A 21,070-nucleotide genomic window follows, 5' to 3' on the forward strand; every position below is an offset into this window, starting at 1 on the left:
GCCACAACCTTGCCTCAGTTAGGTCCTGAACAAGGCGAATAGAACGAGGGTCGGTGAATTATAATTTTCGAAATTGCGGGAGGCGCGCATGAACAGATTCGCGCCTGCATGACAGCAAGCGCGGGACTCCGGCTCGTGTTAATTCCGTATCTACGGACATATGACAGGCCCGCCGCCCGAAGCACCGGAGTTGCATAAGCCCCGCTGCGGAGTGCAACGCTTACAAATTATCCCGCAGCCACCCGGCCGCGCGGGCCACCATTCCCCCGCGATGCACCTTGGGCGCGTCGGCGGCGGTGATCTGGCGGGACATCAGTTTGCGAGCTGAGACCGCCTCGCGCGGGCCATAGGCGGCGCGAAGCAGGACGCCGGCGGCTGAGCAGAAGGCCGGGCCGGCGGCGGCGTCGGCCAGGTGGGGCGCGCGTTGCGGGCGGCCCAGGCGCACCGGGCGGTCAAAGACGCGCACGGCCAGTTCGCGGACGCCGTTCAGTTGACTGGCGCCGCCGGTCAGGACGAGGCCAGCGCCGGGCTCCAGGCCCATGCCGGCGTGCTTCAGCCGGTCGCGCAGCAGTTCCAGCGTCTCTTCGACGCGCGGAGCGATGACGGTCTTGAGCATGGCGCGCGGGACGATGACCGGGCCGGCCGAGGCGTCCTCGCCGCGCGGCGGGGCCTCCAGCATTTCGCGGTCTTCATTGGCCGACGCCATGGCCGAGCCGTGCAGGGTTTTCAGCCGTTCGGCGCCGACGCGCGAGGTCGACAGGCCGCGCGCGATGTCGGCGGTCACATGGTCGCCGCCGACGTTCAGGCTTTCAATATGCAGCAGGGAGCGCCCGCCCCAGACCGCCGCCGAGGTCGAGCCGCCGCCCATGTCGATGCACAGGGCGCCCAGCTCCATCTCATCTTCTTCCAGCGCGGCGAGGGATGAGACGACGGGCGCGGCGGCCACGCCCTGAAGGTCGAGATGGGCCAGTTCGAGGCAGTGGCTGAGGGCGTTGAACGAGCCCTCGGACATGGAGACGACCAGCAGGTCCAGCCCCAGCGAGCCGCCGCGCATTGAGCGCGGGTCATGGACGCCGCGCGCCCCGTCCACCGACCAGGCGATGGGCAGGACGTGGATCGGACGTCGGTTCGGCAGGCGAATCTGGGCCAGGGCCATTCCGATGGCGCGCGCCAGATCGGCGTCGCTGATCGGGTGGGAGCCGAGAGAGACACGCGCCTGCACCCGGTGGCTGGCCATCTGCCCGATGGCCGTGGTGACGACGACGCCGGAGACCGGCGCTCCGGCCGCGCGCTCGGCGCGTTCGACGGCGTGGCCGATGGCCTGCGCGGTTTCGTCCATGTTGACGATGGCCCCGCCCTTGACGCCGCGCGACTGGACGTGGCCGGCCCCGGCGACGCGGATGGTGCGGTCGGCGTGGCGCACGCCGTCGGGCTTCATGATGAAGCAGGCGACCTTGGACTGACCGAGATCGAGCGCGGCCACGACCGGCGCGCGCGGCGCGCCCCTGCCCTGTTCCGGCTTCATGTCTCGGCTGCGTCCAACCATGGGGTCGTGTCCTAAGAGGTCAGAGAGTTAAACGGCGCCTTCGGAAGGGCGGACGGCCACTTCTTCGGGCGTGCGAAGGTCGATGCGGGCGAAGCCCAAATCCAGCAGGCGTTCGCGCTGATCCAGAGCGTCGAGGCGGATGAGGGCGGATTCCTGATCCACGGCTGGCAGCTGAATCAGGGCGCCGTCCTTGAGACGCAGGTCCCAGCGGCGCTCGTCCACGCGGACGAGGGCGTCGATCTTGGCCATCAGGCGCGGGCGCTGAGCCAACAGGGGCAGGACGTCCGAGGCGGCCTGATCGGCGCCCTTGCCCACCACCAGCGGCAGGCGCGGATAACGGCCCGCGTCGGCGCCGGAAATGACCAGTCCCTGCGCGTCGATGACGTGCGCCTTGCCGCCCACCTGCCAGACGGCGAGACGGTCATGCTCCTTGACGTCGACGATCAGGGTGTCGGGCAGCAGGCGCACAACGCGCGCTTCCTTGACCCAGCCGACCGACTGCACCCGGTCGCGCACGGCGGCCAGGTCCAGGCTGACGATGGGCTGATCGGCATGGACGCCGACGGCGGCGCGCACGGCGGCGGCGGCCTCGGGCGAGGCGCCGGTCACATGGACCTGACGCACCTTCAGACCCATGCCGGTCGTCACGGCGTCAAAGCGTTCGCTGACGGCGGTCGAGATGCGCTCGGCGCGCGCGCCGGTCGCCAGCACGGCCGCCAGTATGCCGACGCCGACCACCAGGGTCGCCGCCACGACGCGCGGCGACATGTCCAGACGGCCGATCTCGGCCGCGCGGCCGGACGGAGCGCCACGCGCGCCGCCCTTGCCCGAAGACTGTCGCCGACCGCCGCGCACTACCGCGGGCATGAGGCGTCCTCCACCATCCAACGTACCAGTTCGCGATAATCCATACCGACAAAGGCCGCCTGCTCGGGAACGAGCGAGGTCGGGGTCATGCCGGGCTGGGTGTTCACCTCCAACAGAACGAGAACGTCGTTAACATCGTCATAACGGAAGTCGGCTCTGGAAACGCCTCGGCAACCCATGGCCGCGTGGGCCAGCTCGGCCTGACGTAAAGCCTTGTCAAAAACGTGCGGCGGCAGCTCGGCGGGCAGGACATGGCGAGAGCCGCCGGGCGCGTATTTGGCCTCGTAGTCGTAAAAGCCCTTGGTCGGGGTGATGTCGGTGATGGTCAGGGCGCGCGGGCCGGTCGCCTCGCCGATCACGCTGACCGCCAGTTCCTTGCCGGGGATGAAGGGCTCGACCATCACCAGATCGCCATAGGCCCAGTCGTCGGCGCCGACCTCAGCCACCGGACGGTTGGCGCCTTCACGCACCAGGAAGACGCCGACGGACGAGCCTTCGGCGTTCGGCTTGACCACATACGGCGGGTCAATGACGTGACGCGACGCCACCTCATGCCGGTCGAACAGGCCGCCGCCGGGCACGATGACGCCCGCCGCGTGCAGAACGGCCTTGGACTTGTCCTTGTCCATCGCCAGGGCGGAGGCCAGGACGCCGGAATGGGTATAGGGCAGCCTCAGCGTCTCGAGGATGCCCTGGACGCAGCCGTCCTCGCCCCATTTGCCGTGCAGGGCGTTGAAGACGACGTCCGGTTTCAACGCCGTCAGCACCTGGGCCAGATCGCGCCCGGCGTCGACGCGCGTGACCTTGGCCGCCTGCCCTTCCAGAGCATCCGCGCAGCCGCGCCCCGAGGACAGCGAGACCTCGCGTTCCGACGACAGGCCACCCATCAGGACGGCGACATGGAGGGTGTTCAGGGGCGCACGCATGGCAACATCCGAAGACTAGCCCACCCCTATGCCCTGAATACGGTTAACCGGTTGGAAACGATACGGGGTCGTGGAAGGAAATTCGTCACCATTTCCCTTCTCCCCTTGTGGGAGAAGGTGGCAGGCGGAGCCTGACGGATGAGGGGTGACTGCGTGGCGGCGTGAAGGTTGGGCTGCAAGGTCGCCCCATCATTGTCCAAGCACGACGCCGACACCCCTCATCCGAGCGCCTTCGGCGCCCACCTTCTCCCACAAGGGGAGAAGGATTACGGACGCCCGATCCGACGGATTTCCCAGTTCAACTGCACGCCCGTCTTTTCCAGCACATCGGCGCGGACGGCTTCGCCCAACCCCTCGATGTCGGCGGCGGTCGCCTCACCAGGGTTGATCATGAAGTTGGAATGAAGCTCGCTGAACTTGGCGCCGCCTCCGGTGACGGCGTGCAGCTTGCCGCGCCAGCCCGCGTCGTCGACCAGCTTCCATGAGGAATGGCCGTCCGGGTTCTTGAAGGTCGAGCCGCCGGTCTTTTCGCGGATCGGCTGGGTCTTCTCGCGACGCTCGGTGATCTCGCTGATGCGGGCGGCGACGGCCTCGGGCGCGTCGGGCGTGCCGCGCCAGGTCGCCTCGATCCAGATGATGTCGGCCGGGGCGTTGGAGTGCCGGTAGGTGTAGCCGAAGTCGACCAGGGCCAGCTCGACCCGCTCGCCCCTGCGGTTCAGGCCCCAGGCGGACACCAGCACGTCCTTCGTCTCCGCGCCGTAGCAGCCCGCGTTCATCGTCAGGGCGCCGCCGATGGAGCCGGGGATGCCCGCATAGAACTCCAGCCCGGCGATGCCCGCCTTGGCCGAGGCGCGCGCCACCATGCTGTCCAGCGCGCCCGCGCCCGCCGTGACGGTGTCGCCCTCGGTCGTCACCTGCCCCCAGGCGCGGCCCACCAGCCGGATCACCACGCCCTCGACCCCGCCGTCGCGCACGATCAGGTTGGAGCCGACGCCGATCGCCGTCACCGCCACGTCCTCGGGCAGGGCCTTCAGAAAGTCGGCCAGATCTTCGGCGTCCGCCGGAATGAACAAGGCGTCGGCCGCGCCGCCGACACGGAACCAAGTGTAAGGCCCCAGCGGCTCGTTCAGCAGCAGCTTGCCGCGCACGGCGGGGAGATTATCGCGCCAAGGCATCATTATTTCCGCTCATCCCCGCGGAGGCGGGGACCCAGTAAGAGCTACTGCGATGCCCGCTCATGACAACCCGCGCAAGACCCCGAGCGTCGCAGCCTGAAGCCAAAGCACTGGGTCCCCGCCTCCGCGGGGATGAGCGGGTGGTGGGAAGGCTCAGCCCAGCGCCTCCAGCTGCGCCGGCAGGGCGTAGGCCCAACTGGTGATGTCGCCCGCGCCCAGCAGGACGACCAGATCGCCCGGCTTCGCCTCTTCGCGGATGACGCGCGGCAGGGCGGCGGCGTTCTCCAGCGCGGCGACGTGGCGGTGGCCGTAGCGGCGGACGCCCTCAACCAGGGCGTGCTTGTCGACGCCCTCGATCGGCTGTTCGCCCGCCGGATAGACATCGGCGACCAGCACGCTGTCCGCGTCCGAGAAACAGGTCGAGAAATCCTGCATCAGATCGCGCAGGCGGGTGTAGCGATGCGGCTGGACCACGGCGATGACGCGGCCGGGATTGTCCGCGTTGTGGACCACCTGACGTGCGGCCTTCAGCACGGCGGCGATCTCAACCGGGTGGTGGCCGTAGTCGTCGATGACCCGCACACCATGGGCCACGCCCGTGGTGGTGAAGCGGCGCTTGACCCCGCCGAAACCGGCGAGTCCTGAGCGGATGGCGTCCTCGTCCACCCCGATCTCGCGCGCCACGGCGATGGCGGCCAGGGCGTTGGAGACATTGTGCCAGCCCGCCATGGGGAGATGCAGGTCCTCGATGCGCGCAGGCTCTTCCAGAGCATCCATGCCCTGACGCTGGATCACCACGTCGAAGCGCGATCCGTCCGGGTCCATCCGCACATTGTCGGCGCGGACCATGGCCTGCGGATTGAGGCCGTAGGTGACCAGACGGCGATTGTCGATCTGGGCCGCCAGCTTCTGCACCTCAGGGTGATCGAGGCAGACCACGCCGAAGCCATAGAAGGGAATGTCCTCGATGAAGTCGCAGAATGCCTTCTTCACTGCATCGAAGTCGCCGTAGTGGTCCAGGTGCTCCGGGTCGATGTTGGTGATGATCGCGACCGTGCATTTCAGGCGCAGGAAGGAGCCGTCGCTCTCGTCCGCCTCGACCACCATCCAGTCGCCGTCGCCGACCTTGGCGTTGGTGCCATAGGCGTTGATGATGCCGCCGTTGACCACCGTCGGGTCCAGCGACCCGGCGTCCAGCAGGGCCGCCACCATGGAGGTCGTCGTCGTCTTGCCGTGGGTGCCGCCGACGCCGATCGAGAACTGCAGCCGCATCAGCTCGGCCAGCATCTCGGCCCGACGGACCAGAGGAATGCGGCGTTCGCGCGCCACCATCAGCTCGGGGTTCGTCGCCTTGACCGCCGTGGAATAGACCACCGCCGAGACGCCCTCGGTCACATGGGCCGCGTCGTGGCCGATGTAGATGCGGGCGCCCAGCTTCTCCAGACGTTCGGTGTTGGCGCTGGCCTTGGCGTCCGAGCCCTGCACCTGATAGCCGATCTTCAGCATGATCTCGGCGATGCCGCTCATGCCGATGCCGCCGATGCCGACGAAGTGGACGGGCCCAAGGGCGAACGGAACGGGGCGAAGACGACGGATCATGCACGCCTCATAGCCGCACCGTCGCCGACTGCGAAGACGCCCAGGACGCCTGCGCGGCATTATATGTAAAATCGGCTAGACCCGGCACCCAATTGCACAGACCGAACGTTCGTTGCTCGCCACTGACGGCTAGGAGGAGCGACGCGGTGCCCGAAAAATCGACAAAGCAGGACATCATCGGCCAAGGCGGGGAGCTGCATCAGCAGGCCTCGACGCCCCAGACGCGGCTGACCACCAACCACGGGACGCCGATCAGCGACAACCAGAACTCGCTGAAGGCCGGGCCGCGCGGGCCGACACTGCTCGAAGACTTCATCCTGCGCGAGAAGATCCAGCATTTCGACCACGAGCGCATTCCCGAGCGCATCGTCCACGCGCGCGGCTCGGCCGCGCACGGCGTGTTCGAGCTGACCGAGAGCCTCGAACAATACACCACAGCCAGTATCCTCACCGAGGTCGGCGAGAAAACCGAACTGTTCGCCCGCTTCTCGACCGTGGCGGGCGGCGCGGGTTCGATCGACACGCCACGCGACGTGCGCGGCTTTGCGGTGAAGTTCTACACCAAGGAGGGGAACTGGGACCTGGTGGGCAACAACATCCCGGTCTTCTTCATCCAGGACGCGATCAAGTTCCCCGACCTGATCCACGCCGTGAAGATGGAGGCGGACCGCGGCTATCCGCAGGCCGCGTCCGCCCACGACACCTTCTGGGACTTCGTCGGCCTGATGCCCGAGACCACCCACACGGTGATGTGGGCCATGTCGGATAGGGCCATCCCGCGCTCCTTGCGCATGATGGAAGGTTTCGGCGTCAACACCTTCCGCCTGGTCAACGCCAAGGGCGAGTCGCACTTCGTCAAATTCCACTGGCGGCCCAAGCTGGGGACGCAGGCGACCTGCTGGGACGAGGCGGTGAAGATCGCAGGGGCGGATCCCGACTTCCACCGTCGCGACCTGTTCGACGCCATCGACCAGGGCGACTTCCCGCAGTGGGACTTCGCGGTGCAGGTGCTGACCCAGGCCGAAGCCGACGCCCTGCCCTTCGACATCCTGGATGCGACCAAGATCATCCCGGAGGAAATCCATCCGCTCAAGGTCATCGGGCGCATGACGTTGAACCGGAACCCCGACAACTTCTTTGCTGAAACGGAGCAGGCCGCCTTCCTGCCGACCAACATCGTGCCGGGCATCGACTTCTCGGACGACCCGCTGCTGCAGGGGCGGTTGTTCTCCTATCAGGACACCCAGCTGTCGCGGCTGGGCACGGTGAATTTCCACCAGATTCCGATCAACCAGGCCAAGGGCTGCCCCTTCCAGAACTTCCAGCGCGACGGCCATATGCAGACCCAGGTCCCGACCGGCCGCGCCAACTATGAGCCCAACAGCCTGGCTCAGGCGGGAGAGGACGGCGGCCCCCGCGCCGACGCCAAGGGCGGCTTCACCAGCTTCCGCGAGCCGGTGGAGAAGGAGAAGGTGCGACTGCGCTCCGAGACCTTCGCCGACCACTACAGCCAGCCTCGGCTGTTCTTCGCCAGCCTGGCGGCGCCGGAACAGGCCCACCTGGCTTCGGCCATCGTGTTCGAACTGTCGAAGGTCTCGCTGGAACACGTGCGGAACCGCGTGATGGGCAATCTGCGCAACGTCGATGAAGACCTCGCCAAACGAGTCGCCGAGGGCCTGGGCATGGCTCTGCCCGAAAAGACTCCAGCGACGGCCGAGCCGATCGACCTGGCCCCGTCGCCCGCCGTGCGTCTGATCGGCAAATACCCGGACAGCCTGAAGGGGCGGAAGGTCGGCGTCCTGGTCACCGACGGGGCCGACGGGGCCGTGATCAAGGCGGTGCAGGACGCGGCCAGGGCAGCCGGCGCGGCGGTGGAGATCATCGCGCCCAAGCGCGGAGGGGCCAAGCTGAAGGACGGCTCTACGCTGAAGGCGGATCATCAACTCGCGGGCGCGCCCTCAGTCCTGTTCGATGCGGTGGCCCTGGTGCTGTCGGCCAACGGCTGCAAGCAGTTGCTGACCGAAGGCGCGGCCATCGACTTCGCCAAGGACGCCTTCGCCCACTTGAAGGCCATCGGTCATACGCCCGAAGCCCAACCCCTGCTCGACAAGGCCGGAGTCGAGGGGGACGCCGGCGTGATCAACCTCTCGACCGGCGCCGACGCCTTCATCAAGCCCGCAGCCACACGCCAGTGGGACCGTGAGCCCAAGGTCCGCACCCTGGCTTGACGCCATGAAATGGGGCGGCCGCCGCGCGCCGCCCCATTTCCTTCGCCTCTTCTGAATCTTGGTTACTCTGCCTTAACCGTAAGGATTCACCATAAGCGCCTCATCTGTCCGGGGCCGCTTATCCATGTCCGAGTTGAAGACCGACGTCATCCTGCGTGGCGACTGCATTGAGGTGCTGAAGGGCCTGCCGGACAAGTCGGTGGACATGGTCTTCGCCGACCCGCCCTATAATCTGCAGTTGGGCGGCGACCTGCTGCGTCCCGACAACTCCAAGGTCGACGCGGTCGACGACGACTGGGACAAGTTCGACAGCTTCGCCGCCTATGACGCCTTCACCCGCGCCTGGCTGGGCGAGTGCCGCCGCGTGCTGAAGGACGAGGGCTCGCTCTGGGTCATCGGCAGCTATCACAACATCTTCCGCCTGGGCGCGGCGATGCAGGACCTGGGCTTCTGGGTGCTGAACGACATCATCTGGCGCAAGTCGAACCCGATGCCGAACTTCAAGGGCACGCGCTTCACCAACGCCCATGAGACCCTGATCTGGGCCGCCAAGTCGCGCGATCAGAAGCGCTACACCTTCAACTACGACGCGCTGAAGGCCTTCAATGAAGACACCCAGATGCGCTCGGACTGGACGCTGGCCCTTTGCACCGGCCACGAGCGGCTGAAGGACGACGACGGAAACAAGGCCCATCCGACCCAGAAGCCCGAGGCCCTGCTGCACCGCGTGCTGCTGTCGGCCAGCCGCGTCGGCGACGTGGTGCTGGATCCCTTCTTCGGCACCGGCACGACGGGGGCGGCGGCCAAGCGTCTGGGTCGCCATTTCATCGGCATCGAGCGCGACGAGACCTACGCCAGGCTGGCTGAAAAGCGCATCAAGGCGGTCATCCCCGCCGCGCCGGAAGACCTGGTCGTCACCGGCTCCAAGAAGGCCGAGCCCAAGGTGCCGTTCGGCGCCCTGGTCGAGGCAGGGCTGCTGGCGCCGGGCGACAAGCTGTATTGCCCCAAGGGCGAGCGCGAGGCGCGAGTGCGGGCCGATGGTTCGCTGGTGTCCGGCGCCCTGACCGGCTCGATCCACAAGTTGGGCGCCCTCCTGGAAAACGCTCCGGCGTGCAACGGCTGGACCTACTGGCGCTTCAAGACGGACACTGGCCTGCGCCCCATCGACGCCCTGCGCGCCGAGATCCGGGCCGGGATGCAGTAAGCGGGACTGGAGACTATCGTTCCAGCAACGCTGGAACCCCGGAGAACCTGGGCGGATTGAGGTTTCGGCGCCGCGTATCAACGCGGCGCAGGAGCCTGTCATGAAAATTGCTCAAGTCACGCCTTTGTATGAGGCCGTGCCGCCCCGGCTTTACGGCGGCACGGAGCGGGTGGTGGCCCACCTGACCGACGCCCTTGTCGACCTTGGCCACGACGTCACCCTGTTCGCCAGCGCCGATGCCCGCACCCGCGCCCGCCTCGTCCCTGTCCGCGATCAGGCCATCCGTCTTGACCCTGCGCCGCTGAAGTCAGATCTCGCGGCGCATATGGGTCAGTTGGCCGAAGTGCTGGACCGCGCCGACAACTTCGACATCATCCATTTCCATACCGACATGATCCACTTTCCCTTCTTCGAGGGCTGGGCGGACAAGACGGTGACAACCCTGCACGGACGGCTGGACCTGAAAGACCTGGCGCCTGTCTATGAGCGCTGGTCGGAGTTCGGCCTGGTGTCCATTTCCGACGATCAACGTCGCCCCCTGCCCCATGTGAACTGGCGCGCCACCGTGCATCACGGCATGCCCGGCGACCTCTATCGATTCTCGCCCCGTTCGCAGGGCTATCTGGCCTTCCTGGGCCGCATCTCGCCGGAAAAGCGGCCGGACCGCGCCATAGAAATCGCCGCCCGGCTGAACAAACCGCTGAAGATCGCAGCCAAGGTCGACGCGGCCGACCGCGTCTATTGGGAGACGGTGATCGAGCCGCTGGTGCGAGACAATCCTCTGGTCGAGTTCGTCGGCGAGATCGGCGATGCGGACAAATCGGCCTTCCTCGGCGGCGCCGAGGCCCTGCTGTTCCCCATCGACTGGCCCGAGCCCTTCGGCCTGGTGATGATCGAGGCCATGGCCTGCGGCACGCCGGTCGTGGCCTTCGCCTGTGGTTCAACGCCTGAAATCATCGAGGACGGCGTCACCGGCTTTCTGGTCTCGACAATGGAGGAGGCGGTCGCTGCAACCGCCAAGGCGTTTCAACTGAACCGCGAAGAAATCCGCAGCCGTTTCGACCTGCGCTTCTCGGCTACGGCGATGGCGCGTCGCTATCTGGACGTCTACGGCGGGATTCTGGCGCGGCGACCCTTTGCTGCGCCTATGCGGGTTCTGGAGGAAGAGAAGACCTTCGCCGCCCTGGCCTGACGAGCCTCGCCGTTTTCATCTGAACTGAATTGCGGCCCCGACCGTTCGCTTCGAACCAGGCGGGGGAGCTGAACCGCAAGCGGAGACGCTTATGGACGACGCCTATTCGGTCCAGGCCACGGCCGCCGACACCAATGATCAGGACGGGCTTGAGACCCTGATGGCCCTGAAGGACGGCGACGCCTTCCTGGTCGCCGATCACTGGGGGGATGTAAAGGCGGGCGCCGACGGCCTGTTCGAGCGGGACACGCGGCTGCTGTCGCGCTTCGTCCTGACGGTCGGACGGACGCGGCCGTCGCGGCTCAGTTCGGGCGTGACCAAGGACAATGTCTTCTTCACCTGCCACTCGACCAACCGGCCCCTGCCGCCGATGGGCGGGCGCTCGGCCCCGGCGGGGGTGCTGCATCTGGAACGGCGGCGCTTCATATGGGACCGGAGGCTGTTCGAACGGGTGCAGATGGTCAACCACGGCGTCGAGGACATCCTGCTGCCGTTGACGTTCGAGTTCGACGCCGACTTCGTCGACATCTTTCAGGTGCGCGGCACGCCGAGAAGCAAGCGCGGCGAAATCCATCCGCCGGTGATCGACGGCCGGCGCGTCACCTTCAGCTATACGGGGCTGGACGGGGTGAAGCGCACCAGCTGCCTGGCCTTTTCCGAGCCGCCCGCCCGCCTCAGCGCCAATCGGGCCGAGTTCATGTTCAGCCTGCCACGCGGGCGCAGCCTGGACCTGTTCATCGAATGCGGTCTGGACGCCTGCGACCAGCCGGACGAGACGCGCTGGCGCTGGCACGGCATTCTGGCGCGACTGGCCATGCGGCGGCGGCTGCGCAGGGGCGCGATCGTCGAGGGCGGACGCAACCAGGGCTTCAACGACTGGCTGCGGCAGTCGCGCGCCGATATCGCCCTTCTGGTCACCGACCTGCCGACCGGCCCCTATCCTTACGCCGGGACGCCGTGGTTCTCGACCCCGTTCGGCCGCGACGGCATCATCACCGCCTGGCAGATGCTGTGGATCGACCCCGGCCTGGCCAAGGGGGTGCTGACCTATCTGGCTTCGCGTCAGGCGACCGAGACCAACGCCTTCATGGACTCCGCCCCCGGCAAGATCATGCACGAGACGCGCGGCGGCGAGATGAGCGTGCTGGGAGAGGTTCCCTTCGGCCTCTACTACGGCGGGGTGGACACCACCTGCCTGTTCATCGCCCTGGCCGGCGCCTACGCCAGACGCACCAACGACTATGAGACGATCCGCGTCCTGTGGCCCAATCTGATCGCGGCGGCGGGCTGGATGAACGACTACGGCGACAGCAACGGCGACGGGTTGATCGACTACGCCCGCGCGGCCGACACCGGCCTGTCGAACCAGGGCTGGAAGGATTCCGAAGATTCCATCTTCCACGCCGACGGCCGCTTTCCCAAGGGGCCGATCGCCCTTCTGGAAGTCCAAGGCTACGCTTTCGCCGCCTGGAAGGCTCTGGCCGAAATGGGCGCCGTCCTCGGCGACGGCCGCGCCGACGAATGGGCGAACCGGGCCGAGGCGCTGCGCGCCCTGGTCGAGGAGCGCTACTGGATGGAGGACGAGGGCTTCTACGCCATCGCCCTGGACGGCGACGGCGAGCAGTGCCGGGCCATAGGCTCCAACGCCGGGCACCTGCTGTTCACGGGCCTGCCCTCGCACGAGCGGGCGCGGCGGGTGACGCGGCGGATGCTGACGGCCGAGTTCCGCTCAGGCTGGGGCCTGCGGACCCTGGCCAAGGGGCAGGCCCGCTTCAACCCGATGAGCTATCACAACGGCTCAGTCTGGCCGCACGACACGGCGCTGGCTGCGGCCGGCATGGCGCGTTACGGCGAGCGCCATGCCGTGGCCATGCTGCTGGGCGAGATCTACGGCTCGGCCGCCCATTTCCAGATGCGCCTGCCCGAACTGTTCTGCGGCTTCGTGCGCGAAACGGGCGAGCCGCCGATCGCCTATCCGGTCGCCTGCCTGCCGCAGGCCTGGGCGGCCGGGTCGGTCTTTCTGATGATGCAGTCGGTGCTGGGCCTGAGCATCGACGCCGCCGAGGGGCTGGTCGAGGTCAACAATCCCGCCCTGCCCGCCGGGCTGGACCGACTGTCGATCACGCGGCTGAAGGTCGGCGACGGGGTGATCGACCTGCACTTCCAACGCCTGAACGGCCATGTGGTGGTCATGCCGCGCGAACGCAGCGGGACGGTGAATCTGAGGGCGACGGGCTAGGCCGCGCCCAGAGCCCGCTCCAGCGCCTTCCTGAACACGGTCGGCAGGGCTTTGGCCGCCTCGTCCGCCGGGGTCCATGAGAAATCGCCCTCGCCCGTCGCCACATGCACCTCCAGCGTCAGGCTGAAGTGAGTGAAGACGTGCTCGACCGATCCGGCCGCGCGCCAGTCGCCCCCGGTCGGCGGGGCGAAATCCGGCGCCGCGCTCCAGTCCGAGGTCGGCAGGCCCGCCATGCCGCCCAGAAGCCCCCTGTCCGGCCGCCGCACCAGGGCGACTCGGCCCGCGCCATCCGTCAACACATAGGCGTAACCCCGCCGGTGCGGCCGCTCGGCCTTCTTCGTCTTCAGGGGATAGCGTTCGGGCGTCCCCGTCTTCAGCGCCTCGCAGCCGAAGGCGAGCGGACACTGATCGCACAGCGGCGACCGGGGCCGACATACGCCCGAGCCCAGATCCATCAGCGCCTGCGCCCAGTCGCCCGGCCGGTGCTCGTCCACGAACAGGGCCGCCAGCCGCCGCAGTTCGGGCCGGGCGGCGGGCAAAGGCGTCTCGACCGCGAACAGGCGGCTCATCACCCGCTCGACATTGCCATCGACGACATTGGCGGGCTGGTCGAAGGCGATGGCGGCCACGGCCGCGGCGGTATAGGCGCCGACTCCCGGCAGGGCCAGAAGCTCAGCCTCGGTCTGCGGAAAGACGCCGCCGTATTCGGCCGCCACGGCGCGGGCGCAGGCCAGAAGGTTTCGCGCCCGGGCGTAGTAGCCCAGCCCCGCCCAGGCGGCCATCAACTCCGCGTCTTCGACCGCAGCCAGGTCGGCCACCGTCGGCCAGCGCGTCGTGAAGCGCTCGAAATAGGGCGCGGCGTGCGGCACCGTCGTCTGCTGCAGCATCACCTCGGACAGCCAGACGCGATAGGGATCGGTCTTCGTCTTAGCCCCCGGCGGCGCGCGCCACGGCAGGCTGCGCGCATGGGCGTCGTACCAATCAAGCAGGGCGGCGCGGAGAGAGGGGACGTCGGTCATCGGTCACGCTATATAGGACGAATGCGTCGTCCCCTGCCCACCGAAAGCGAAGCGCGCGAAATCCTGGCTCGACGCCGGACGCGCCCGCCGTTGCGCCCGCCGCCCCCTGCGGGCCGGTCGCTGGCGCCGCTGATCAAGAAGCTGGACGCCCAGTTCGGGCGCGGCGCCTCGGCGCTGGAGCCGCGCTGGGTCGAGATCGTCGGCGAACGTCTGGCCCGCGTCACTCGCCCGCAGAAGCTGACCAAGGGACGCGGCAATGCGGGCGGAACGCTGGAGTTGCGCGTCGCTGGTCCCGCCGCCCTGCTGGTCCAGCACCAATCGGGTGATATCATCCAGCGGGTGAACCTGTTTCTGGGCGCAGGTTCGGTCGAGAAACTGCGCATCGCCCAAGGGCCGGTGAAGCCCCTGCCTGCCGAGGGCGCCAGGCCCCGCCCGCGCGGCCGCGCGGTCCTGCCGCCCCTGCCCGCCGCGATGGAAGCGGAGCTGAACGCCTCGGTCGAGGCGGCTCCCGACGGGCTGAAGGCGGCGCTGGGCAAGCTGGGGCGCGCCGTGCTGTCGCAGCCCCCGCGCAAAGAGTGACGTTGACAAACCTTCGCCACCGGCGTTCTCGACATTCAGACGTTTTCGCTCGCGCGCGAGAATCGCGCGACGGTTCCGCATCTCATTTCTGACAAGGACCTCCAATGGCCCCGACCTTCAAATACGCCGCCATGAGCCGCCGCGCCGCCCTGTCCGCCGCCGCCCTGGCCTCGATGGCCGTGCTGGCCGGTTGTTCGGGCGGCGGCGCCGGGGGCGAAGTCGCAGGCGACATGGCCCAGGGCGCGCCCGAAGGCGCCAAGGTCACCGTCGTGGAATACGCCTCGATCACCTGCGGCCACTGCGCCGTCTGGAATGAGGAGGTCTATCCCGAGTTCAAGACCAAATACATCGACACCAAGAAGGTCCGCTACGTCTTCCGCGAATTCCCGACGCCACCGCAAGACATCGCCGTCGCCGGCTTCCTGATCGCCCGCTGCGCCGGTCCGGACAAGTATTTCGACGTCGTTCACGACATCATGGCCAGCCAGAAGGAATGGCTGGCGGGCGTGGCGCCGCGCACCACCCTGTTCCGCGCCGGTCAGGCGGCAGGCCTCAGCGAGCAGCAGATCAACGACTGCATCCGCGACAAGGCCGCCATCGATGCGATGGAGAAGCGCATTCAGGCCGGCATCAGCGCCGGCGTGACCGGCACGCCCTACTTCACGGTCAACGGCGTGAACGTGGCCGACAGCTCCCTGTCCGGCCTCTCTGAGGCCATCGACGCGGCGCTGGCGAAGTAAACGGCAAGGCGGTGGGCGGCGTATGGCCTGCTCACCGCCAGCCGCCCAAGTGCCAGTCACCCAAAGGCCTGTCAGCCCACATCGATCCCCTGCTATAAAGCGCTCATGACCCGTCACATCCTGCCCCTGATTTCGGCCTTGGCGATTGTCGGCCTGAGCGCCGCTCCCGCCGTCGCGATGGACCTGGTCCGCAAGTCCGCCGCATCCTCGTCCTCCGCGCAGGCGGCGGTTCCGGCCGTGACGACGGCCGACCGGGTGATGGGCCGCGCCGACGCCCCCGTGACAGTGATCGAGTACGCCTCCTTCACCTGCAACCATTGCGCCGACTGGACCAATGAGGTGCTGCCCCAGTTCAAGGCCCGCTATATCGACACAGGCAAGGCAAGGCTGGTGTTCCGCGACATGCCCACGGCCCCGGCCCAGATCGCCTCGACGGCGGCGGGCATCGGGCGGTGCGCCGCGCCGGACCGCTTTTTCGACGTGGCCCGCGCCTTCATGAGCGGTCAGGCCGCCGCCTTCGAAAAAGGCGACGCCCGCGAATGGTTCATGAACGCCATCGCCGCCAGCGGCCGCACGCAGGAACAGATCGAGACCTGTCTGAAGGCCCCCGCCACCAGTCAGGCCCTGCAGGCCGAGGTAGAGGGCGCCGTGGCCGCAGGCGTGACGGGCACCCCCTCCTTCTTCGTCAACGGCAAGCGGGTCGAAGACCATTCGCTGGAGGCCCTGTCAGCGGCCATCGACCCGTTGATCCGGGCGCGCTGACGCCGACGCGATGCAGTTCCAGCGCCTCCGGCTCGTCGGCTTCAAATCCTTCGTCGACCCGGCCGAGGTGCAGATCGAGGCCGGGCTGACCGGCATCGTCGGGCCGAACGGCTGCGGCAAGTCGAACGTGCTGGAAAGCCTGCGCTGGGTCATGGGCGCCAACTCGGCCAAAGCCATGCGCGGCCAGGGCATGGAGGACGTGATCTTCGCCGGCGCCGCAGGCCGTCCGCCGCGCAACCACGCCGAAGTCCAGCTGACCATCGACAATGCCAGCAAGCGCGCGCCCCAACCCTTTACCGACAGCCCCATGCTGGAGGTCTCGCGCCGGATCGAGCGCGGTCGCGGCTCGACCTATCGCATCAACGGCAAGGAGGTGCGGGCGCGCGACGTGCAGCTGCTGTTCGCCGACGCCTCGACCGGCGCCAACAGCCCGGCCCTGGTGCGTCAGGGCCAGATCAGCGAACTGATCGCCGCCAAGCCGCAGAACCGCCGCCGCATCCTCGAAGAAGCCGGGGGCGTGGCGGGCCTGCACACGCGGCGCCATGAGGCGGAGCTGCGGCTGCGGGCCGCCGAGACCAACCTCGACCGGCTGGACGACATCGGCAAGGAGCTGGAGTCGACGCTGAACCGGCTGAAGCGCGAGGCGCGTCAGGCGGAGAAGTACAAGAAGATTTCGGCCGAGATCCGCGCGCTTCAGGCGGCCCTGCTCTACGTCCGCTGGACCGACGCCAAGGCGGCGGCCGAGACGGCGGCGGCCGAACTGCGCGAGGCGGATCGTCTCGTCGCCGAGACCACCACGGCGGCGGCGGCGGCCCAGACGGCGGCCCTGAACGCCCAGGAGGGGCTGAAGCCCGCGCGCGAGGAAGACGCGGTCGCCACCGCCCTGCTGAACCGCGCCATCATCGAGCGCGACCGACTGGACATGGCCGAACAGGCCGCCCGCGCCGAGGTCGACCGCCTGAAGGCCGAGGTCGCCCGCATCGAGGCCGACCGTGTGCGCGAGGACAGCATGGCCGCCGACGCCGGGCGCGAGCTGGAACGGCTGGGCCGCGAGCTTGAGAAGCTGAAGGCCGAGATCGCCGCCGCCCCCGAGCTCGGCCCCGAACTGGAACGCGCCCTGCTGGAAGCCGAGGACGCCCGCAAGGCCGCCGACGCCGAGGTCGAACGACTGGCCGGGACGCTGGCCGCCGTCGAGGCCCGCGCCAACGCTGAAAGCGCGAGGAAGCGCGACGCCGAGGCCCGACTGGCGCGCGTGAAGGGTCAGCACGAACAGGCCCGCCGCGAACGCGAGGCCCTCGGCCCTCTGGAAACGCCCGAGATCGAGACCGCGCGCACGGCGCTGGAAACCGCCCAGACCGAACTGGCCGCCGCGCGCGAGGCCGTCGAAGCCGCCGAGACAAAACGCAGCGACATCGCCCGCGCCGAGCAGGAGGCGCGCACCAACGCCCGCGCCGCCGAGGACCGGCTGGGGCGTCTGCAAACCGAGGCGCGCGGACTGGCCCAACTGCTGGTCACGGGCAAGCGCGAGCACCCTCCGGCGCTGGATCAGGTGTCGGCGGCCAAGGGGTATGAAGCCGCGCTGGCGGCCGCGCTGGGCGATGATCTCGACGCGGCGCTGGACACCCGCGCCCCTGCACACTGGGCGGGCGCCGAGGCATCGCCGCCCGACTGGCCGCAAGGGGTCGAGCCCCTGTCCGCCCATGTGCCCGCGCCGGATCAACTGGCGGCGCGTCTGGCTTTTTGCGGCGTGGCCCCGCGCGAACGGATCGCCGAACTGGCCCGCGCCCTGCCGCGCGGCGCGCGCCTGACGACGGTCGAGGGCGACCTCTATCGCTGGGACGGCTTCGTCAGCCGCGCCGAAGCGCCCCGCCCCGCCGCCGTGCGTCTGGCCCAGCGCACCCGCCTGTCGGAACTGGAAGCCGAGATCGACCTCGGCAAGCCCGCGCTGGAGACGGCGCAAGGCGCGCTGAAGGCAGCGGGCGAAGCTTTCCGCGCCGCCGAGGAGGAGGTGAAGGCCGCGCGCCTGCGCCCCTTCACCCTAGACAAACAGGTGGTCTCGGCGCGTGACCGGCTGGAATCCCTGATGCGCGATCAGGCCCGCAAGGAGGCCCGCGCCCAGTCGCTGGACGAGACGGTCGCCCGGCTGAACGGCGAGGTGCAAGAGGCCGAGGCCGCCTTCGCCGAGGCCAGTTCGGTGGAGTCGTCCTCCGACGTGGTCGTCGGCCTGCGTCAGGAGTTGACCGAGGCGCGCGGCGGCGCCGAGCGCGCCCGGCTGGCGGCGCAGGCCGCCCGCTCGACCCGCGACGAGGAAGCGCGCGACCGCGCCATGCGCGAGCAACGGCTGGGCAGCCTGACCCGCGCCCGCGAGGGCTGGGTCACGCGGTCCGGCGACAGCGCCGCCCGCCTCAAAACGCTGGAGCGCGATGCCGAGAAGGCGCAAGCCGCTCTGACGAAGGCGCAGGCCGCGCCCGCCGGTTTCGTCGAGCAGCGCAACGCCCTGATGGACTCTCTGGCCGAGGCCGAGAAGCGCAAGCAGGCGGCGACCGACGCCGTGGCTGTCGCCGAGGCGGGCGCTCAGGAAGCCGACCGCGCCGCCCGCGCCGCCGAAACCGCCGCCTCTCAGGCACGCGAGAGCCGGGCGGGCCTGTCCGCTCGCGCCGAGGCGGCGGCCGAAAAGCTGGCCGAGAGCGCGGCCAACATCCGCGAGACGGCGCAGATGTCGCCCGAGGAACTGGGCCGGAAACTGACCGACGACGCCATCGCCCGCCCGCCCGACGCGGCGGGGGCCGAGAGCCTGCTGTACGGTCTTGAGCGCGAGCGCGAGGCGCTGGGCGCCGTCAACCTCCGCGCCGAGGAAGAGGCGGCCGAATACGGCGACCGGCTCAGCGCCATGAAAACCGAGCGCATCGACCTGACGCAGGCGATCGCAAAACTCAGGGACGGCATCGACGAGCTGAACGCCGAGGGACGCGAGCGGCTGATCGCCGCCTTTGACGTCATCAACACCAACTTCAAGACCCTGTTCGAGGCCCTGTTCGGCGGCGGTCAGGCCGAACTGAAGCTGGTCGAAAGCGACGATCCGCTGGAGGCGGGGCTGGAAATCTACGCCTGCCCGCCCGGCAAGCGGCTGTCGGTCATGAGCCTGATGAGCGGCGGCGAGCAGGCGCTGACGGCGGCGGCGCTGATCTTCGGCGTCTTCCTGGCCAATCCGGCGCCGGTCTGCGTGCTGGACGAGGTGGACGCGCCGCTGGACGACGCCAACGTCGACCGCTTCTGCCGGATGCTGCACGAGATGCGCAGCCGCACCGACACCCGCTTCATCGTCATCACCCACAACCCCGTCACCATGAGCCGGATGGACCGCCTCTACGGCGTCACCATGCCCGAACGCGGCATGAGCCAGCTGGTCAGCGTCGACCTGCAACAGGCCGAAGAGATCGTGACTGCGTAAGGTAAGGGCGCCTCTCCTCCCCATGAAATGGGGAGGTGGATCGACGGCGCAGCCGACGAGACGGAGGGGCCGCTTGGTTCCGCTGTCGCAAAGCCCCTCCACCGCTTCGCGGTCCCCCTCCCCATTTCATGGGGAGGAAGAGTTCAGCGCTTTCGGCGCCGCATGGCTGCGCGCACGTCGGCCAGGGCGGGTCCGATCAGGAACCACGGCTCGATGCAGTAGCGCGCGAACAGCCGCTTGGGATCAGCGAACAGGCGGAACAACCATTCGACGCCCAGCCGCCCCATCCAGCGCGGGGCGGCCTTCTGCACCCCGGCCTCATAGTCGAAGGCGGCGCCCACCGGCAGGATCGGAACCGCTGGCAGGGAGGCCAGATTGTCCGCGATCCACAGCTCCTGACGCGGCATCCCCATGCCGACGAACAACACGTGGGGGGCGAAATCCTTGATCGCCGCCAGAACCGCCGCATTGCCCAAGGACCCCGGCGTCGCGTCGAAATAGCCGCTGAGCCCCTGCACCGTCACGCGCGGGTAGCGGGCCGTCAGGCGACCTGCCGCCTCTTCGGCCACGCCGTCGGCGCCGCCGACATAGAGGACGCGCCAGCCCCTGCGGTCGGCCAGGGTCCAGAAATGGTCGCGCCAGTCCAGATAGGTGCAGCGATGGTGCGGCCGCGCCGGATAGCCCAGCAGACGGGCGAAATGGATCAGGGGCGTGGAGTCCAGCTCGATCAGATCGGCCGCCTCATACAGACGCCGCATCCCCGGCGTGCGCCGGATCAGATAGAGACTGTGCAGATTGTGGTTGGCGACGATGGTCTGCACGCCCGCGTCCACGCTGCGCTCCAGATGCAGCAGCACCTCTTCGGGTCGGACCAGATCGACCGGCTCGCCCAGCAGGATGATCCGCTCGTCCGGACGGCGTGTCCGGCGAAACGGCGCCCGCTGCCGACGGCGGCGGTCAGGCGGGGGACCGGAGGGGTCAAAACCATGCGGCGCGTGATACATGACGGCTGTCTAGCCTGGCCGTTTCAACATCGGGTATGCGGACAGGGTTAATCCAAACCGAACACCGGCGCACCTCGGAGCAAGCATGCTGACCATCCCCCCGCCGCCGCCCGCCGTCGAAGCCGCGCCGCCGCCGCTGTTGGCCTTTACCAGCAGCAACCGGTTCGCCGTCTTCGCTGATCTGGCGTCGACCATGCCGGAGCCCGACGAGGGAGCCTCTGTCGTGCGGATGCGGTCGCTGCAGATCAGCCGCGAGGACATGCTGATCGGCGGCGTCGCCTATGTCGGCGGCTGGTCGTGGTGGCGGTTCGACTGCGCCGCCTGGACGGCCGACCGGCTGGATTTCGCGTCGCTGCGCGCGGACGGGACCGAAGGCCCTGTCACGCCCGAGAAGGCGCCGCCGGCCCCGATCACGCCGGGTCAGGATGCTGCGGCGCTGGCCGTTGCGGCGTGCGGAAAGGCTGTTCCGGCGGTGGAAGCGACATCGACAGCGGCGGCGGTGTGGATCGGCCGCGCGCGGCTGGCGCCCTAAGACCGCC

16 protein-coding genes are annotated in these 21,070 nt (G+C 68.7%); 9 read left to right on the forward strand and 7 right to left on the reverse strand.

Annotated elements, in window-relative coordinates; translation table 11 throughout:
- Positions 1-220: 220 nt before the first annotated feature.
- The 5 genes from ftsA to murC all read right to left on the reverse strand — a co-directional run bounded on the left by ftsA (position 221) and on the right by murC (position 6,113).
- On the reverse strand, positions 221-1,546 hold the full coding sequence (gene ftsA, locus H556_RS0112575) for a cell division protein FtsA (RefSeq protein ID WP_024354772.1): 1,326 nt from the start codon (positions 1,544-1,546) through the stop codon (positions 221-223).
- Between the two features lie 27 nt (positions 1,547-1,573).
- Positions 1,574-2,413 carry a cell division protein FtsQ/DivIB gene (locus H556_RS0112580; protein WP_024354773.1) on the reverse strand — a complete coding sequence of 280 codons (840 nt, stop codon included), beginning with the start codon at positions 2,411-2,413 and terminating at the stop codon, positions 1,574-1,576.
- On the reverse strand, positions 2,401-3,339 hold the full coding sequence (locus tag H556_RS0112585) for a D-alanine--D-alanine ligase (RefSeq protein WP_024354774.1): 939 nt from the start codon (positions 3,337-3,339) through the stop codon (positions 2,401-2,403). The genes H556_RS0112580 and H556_RS0112585 overlap by 13 nt, the downstream gene beginning before the upstream one ends.
- A 266-nt stretch (positions 3,340-3,605) precedes the next feature.
- A complete protein-coding gene (gene murB, locus H556_RS0112590) occupies positions 3,606-4,514 on the reverse strand; it encodes a UDP-N-acetylmuramate dehydrogenase (RefSeq protein WP_024354775.1) in 909 nt (302 codons plus the stop codon).
- Between the two features lie 153 nt (positions 4,515-4,667).
- A complete protein-coding gene (gene murC, locus H556_RS0112595) occupies positions 4,668-6,113 on the reverse strand; it encodes a UDP-N-acetylmuramate--L-alanine ligase (RefSeq protein WP_024354776.1) in 1,446 nt (481 codons plus the stop codon).
- Positions 6,114-6,259: 146 nt separating this feature from the next.
- Between murC and H556_RS0112600 the strand changes: the two genes are divergently transcribed.
- The 4 genes from H556_RS0112600 (at position 6,260) to H556_RS0112615 (ending at position 12,976) form a co-directional block, all read left to right on the forward strand.
- Positions 6,260-8,341, forward strand: a complete 2,082-nt coding sequence (locus H556_RS0112600; protein ID WP_024354777.1) for a catalase — start codon at positions 6,260-6,262, stop codon at positions 8,339-8,341.
- A 124-nt stretch (positions 8,342-8,465) separates the two neighbouring features.
- Positions 8,466-9,545 carry a site-specific DNA-methyltransferase gene (locus H556_RS0112605; protein ID WP_024354778.1) on the forward strand — a complete coding sequence of 360 codons (1,080 nt, stop codon included), beginning with the start codon at positions 8,466-8,468 and terminating at the stop codon, positions 9,543-9,545.
- Between the two features lie 100 nt (positions 9,546-9,645).
- A complete protein-coding gene (locus tag H556_RS0112610; protein WP_024354779.1) occupies positions 9,646-10,737 on the forward strand; it encodes a glycosyltransferase family 4 protein in 1,092 nt (363 codons plus the stop codon).
- Positions 10,738-10,828: 91 nt separating this feature from the next.
- The gene (locus H556_RS0112615) at positions 10,829-12,976 is read left to right on the forward strand and encodes an amylo-alpha-1,6-glucosidase (protein ID WP_024354780.1); all 2,148 of its coding nucleotides are present in this window, start codon (positions 10,829-10,831) and stop codon (positions 12,974-12,976) included.
- On the opposite strand, the gene mutY is transcribed toward H556_RS0112615, so the two are convergent.
- Positions 12,973-13,995, reverse strand: coding sequence for an A/G-specific adenine glycosylase (gene mutY, locus H556_RS0112620; RefSeq protein ID WP_024354781.1), 1,023 nt, complete (start codon positions 13,993-13,995; stop codon positions 12,973-12,975). The two genes, H556_RS0112615 and mutY, sit on opposite strands and share 4 nt — an antisense overlap.
- 21 nt (positions 13,996-14,016) lie before the next feature.
- On the opposite strand from mutY, the gene H556_RS0112625 reads away from it, so the two are divergent.
- The 4 genes from H556_RS0112625 (at position 14,017) to H556_RS0112640 (ending at position 19,527) form a co-directional block, all read left to right on the forward strand.
- Complete coding sequence (locus H556_RS0112625; RefSeq protein WP_024354782.1) at positions 14,017-14,574, forward strand: DUF721 domain-containing protein; 558 nt, start codon at positions 14,017-14,019, stop codon at positions 14,572-14,574.
- Positions 14,575-14,678: 104 nt separating this feature from the next.
- Positions 14,679-15,314 carry a thioredoxin domain-containing protein gene (locus H556_RS0112630; RefSeq protein WP_024354783.1) on the forward strand — a complete coding sequence of 212 codons (636 nt, stop codon included), beginning with the start codon at positions 14,679-14,681 and terminating at the stop codon, positions 15,312-15,314.
- A gap of 105 nt (positions 15,315-15,419) precedes the next feature.
- Complete coding sequence (locus H556_RS0112635) at positions 15,420-16,076, forward strand: DsbA family protein (RefSeq protein WP_029673625.1); 657 nt, start codon at positions 15,420-15,422, stop codon at positions 16,074-16,076.
- 10 nt (positions 16,077-16,086) lie between these two features.
- Positions 16,087-19,527 carry an AAA family ATPase gene (locus H556_RS0112640; protein ID WP_024354785.1) on the forward strand — a complete coding sequence of 1,147 codons (3,441 nt, stop codon included), beginning with the start codon at positions 16,087-16,089 and terminating at the stop codon, positions 19,525-19,527.
- Between the two features lie 143 nt (positions 19,528-19,670).
- Here the strand turns inward: H556_RS0112640 and H556_RS0112645 are convergent, their stop codons facing one another.
- A complete protein-coding gene (locus tag H556_RS0112645) occupies positions 19,671-20,531 on the reverse strand; it encodes a WecB/TagA/CpsF family glycosyltransferase (RefSeq protein WP_024354786.1) in 861 nt (286 codons plus the stop codon).
- An 85-nt stretch (positions 20,532-20,616) separates the two neighbouring features.
- Between H556_RS0112645 and H556_RS0112650 the strand changes: the two genes are divergently transcribed.
- Positions 20,617-21,063 (forward strand): hypothetical protein, encoded by a 447-nt coding sequence (locus H556_RS0112650; protein ID WP_029673626.1) that lies wholly within the window; start codon positions 20,617-20,619, stop codon positions 21,061-21,063.
- The last annotated feature ends 7 nt before the right edge of the window (positions 21,064-21,070 follow it).

Source organism: Brevundimonas naejangsanensis DSM 23858, assembly GCF_000421705.1.
GTDB classification, from domain to species: Bacteria; Pseudomonadota; Alphaproteobacteria; order Caulobacterales; family Caulobacteraceae; genus Brevundimonas; species Brevundimonas naejangsanensis.

Coding starts and splice junctions, on each gene's coding strand:
- H556_RS0112640 (WP_024354785.1), top strand. CDS start 16,087: ATGCAGTTCCAGCGCCTCCGGCTCGTCGGCTTCAAATCCTTCGTCGAC.
- H556_RS0112645 (WP_024354786.1), bottom strand. CDS start 20,531: ATGTATCACGCGCCGCATGGTTTTGACCCCTCCGGTCCCCCGCCTGAC.
- H556_RS0112650 (WP_029673626.1), top strand. CDS start 20,617: ATGCTGACCATCCCCCCGCCGCCGCCCGCCGTCGAAGCCGCGCCGCCG.
- murC (WP_024354776.1), bottom strand. CDS start 6,113: ATGATCCGTCGTCTTCGCCCCGTTCCGTTCGCCCTTGGGCCCGTCCAC.
- murB (WP_024354775.1), bottom strand. CDS start 4,514: ATGCCTTGGCGCGATAATCTCCCCGCCGTGCGCGGCAAGCTGCTGCTG.
- H556_RS0112585 (WP_024354774.1), bottom strand. CDS start 3,339: ATGCGTGCGCCCCTGAACACCCTCCATGTCGCCGTCCTGATGGGTGGC.
- H556_RS0112615 (WP_024354780.1), top strand. CDS start 10,829: ATGGACGACGCCTATTCGGTCCAGGCCACGGCCGCCGACACCAATGAT.
- mutY (WP_024354781.1), bottom strand. CDS start 13,995: ATGACCGACGTCCCCTCTCTCCGCGCCGCCCTGCTTGATTGGTACGAC.
- H556_RS0112605 (WP_024354778.1), top strand. CDS start 8,466: ATGTCCGAGTTGAAGACCGACGTCATCCTGCGTGGCGACTGCATTGAG.
- H556_RS0112580 (WP_024354773.1), bottom strand. CDS start 2,413: ATGCCCGCGGTAGTGCGCGGCGGTCGGCGACAGTCTTCGGGCAAGGGC.
- H556_RS0112625 (WP_024354782.1), top strand. CDS start 14,017: ATGCGTCGTCCCCTGCCCACCGAAAGCGAAGCGCGCGAAATCCTGGCT.
- ftsA (WP_024354772.1), bottom strand. CDS start 1,546: ATGGTTGGACGCAGCCGAGACATGAAGCCGGAACAGGGCAGGGGCGCG.
- H556_RS0112635 (WP_029673625.1), top strand. CDS start 15,420: ATGACCCGTCACATCCTGCCCCTGATTTCGGCCTTGGCGATTGTCGGC.
- H556_RS0112610 (WP_024354779.1), top strand. CDS start 9,646: ATGAAAATTGCTCAAGTCACGCCTTTGTATGAGGCCGTGCCGCCCCGG.
- H556_RS0112630 (WP_024354783.1), top strand. CDS start 14,679: ATGGCCCCGACCTTCAAATACGCCGCCATGAGCCGCCGCGCCGCCCTG.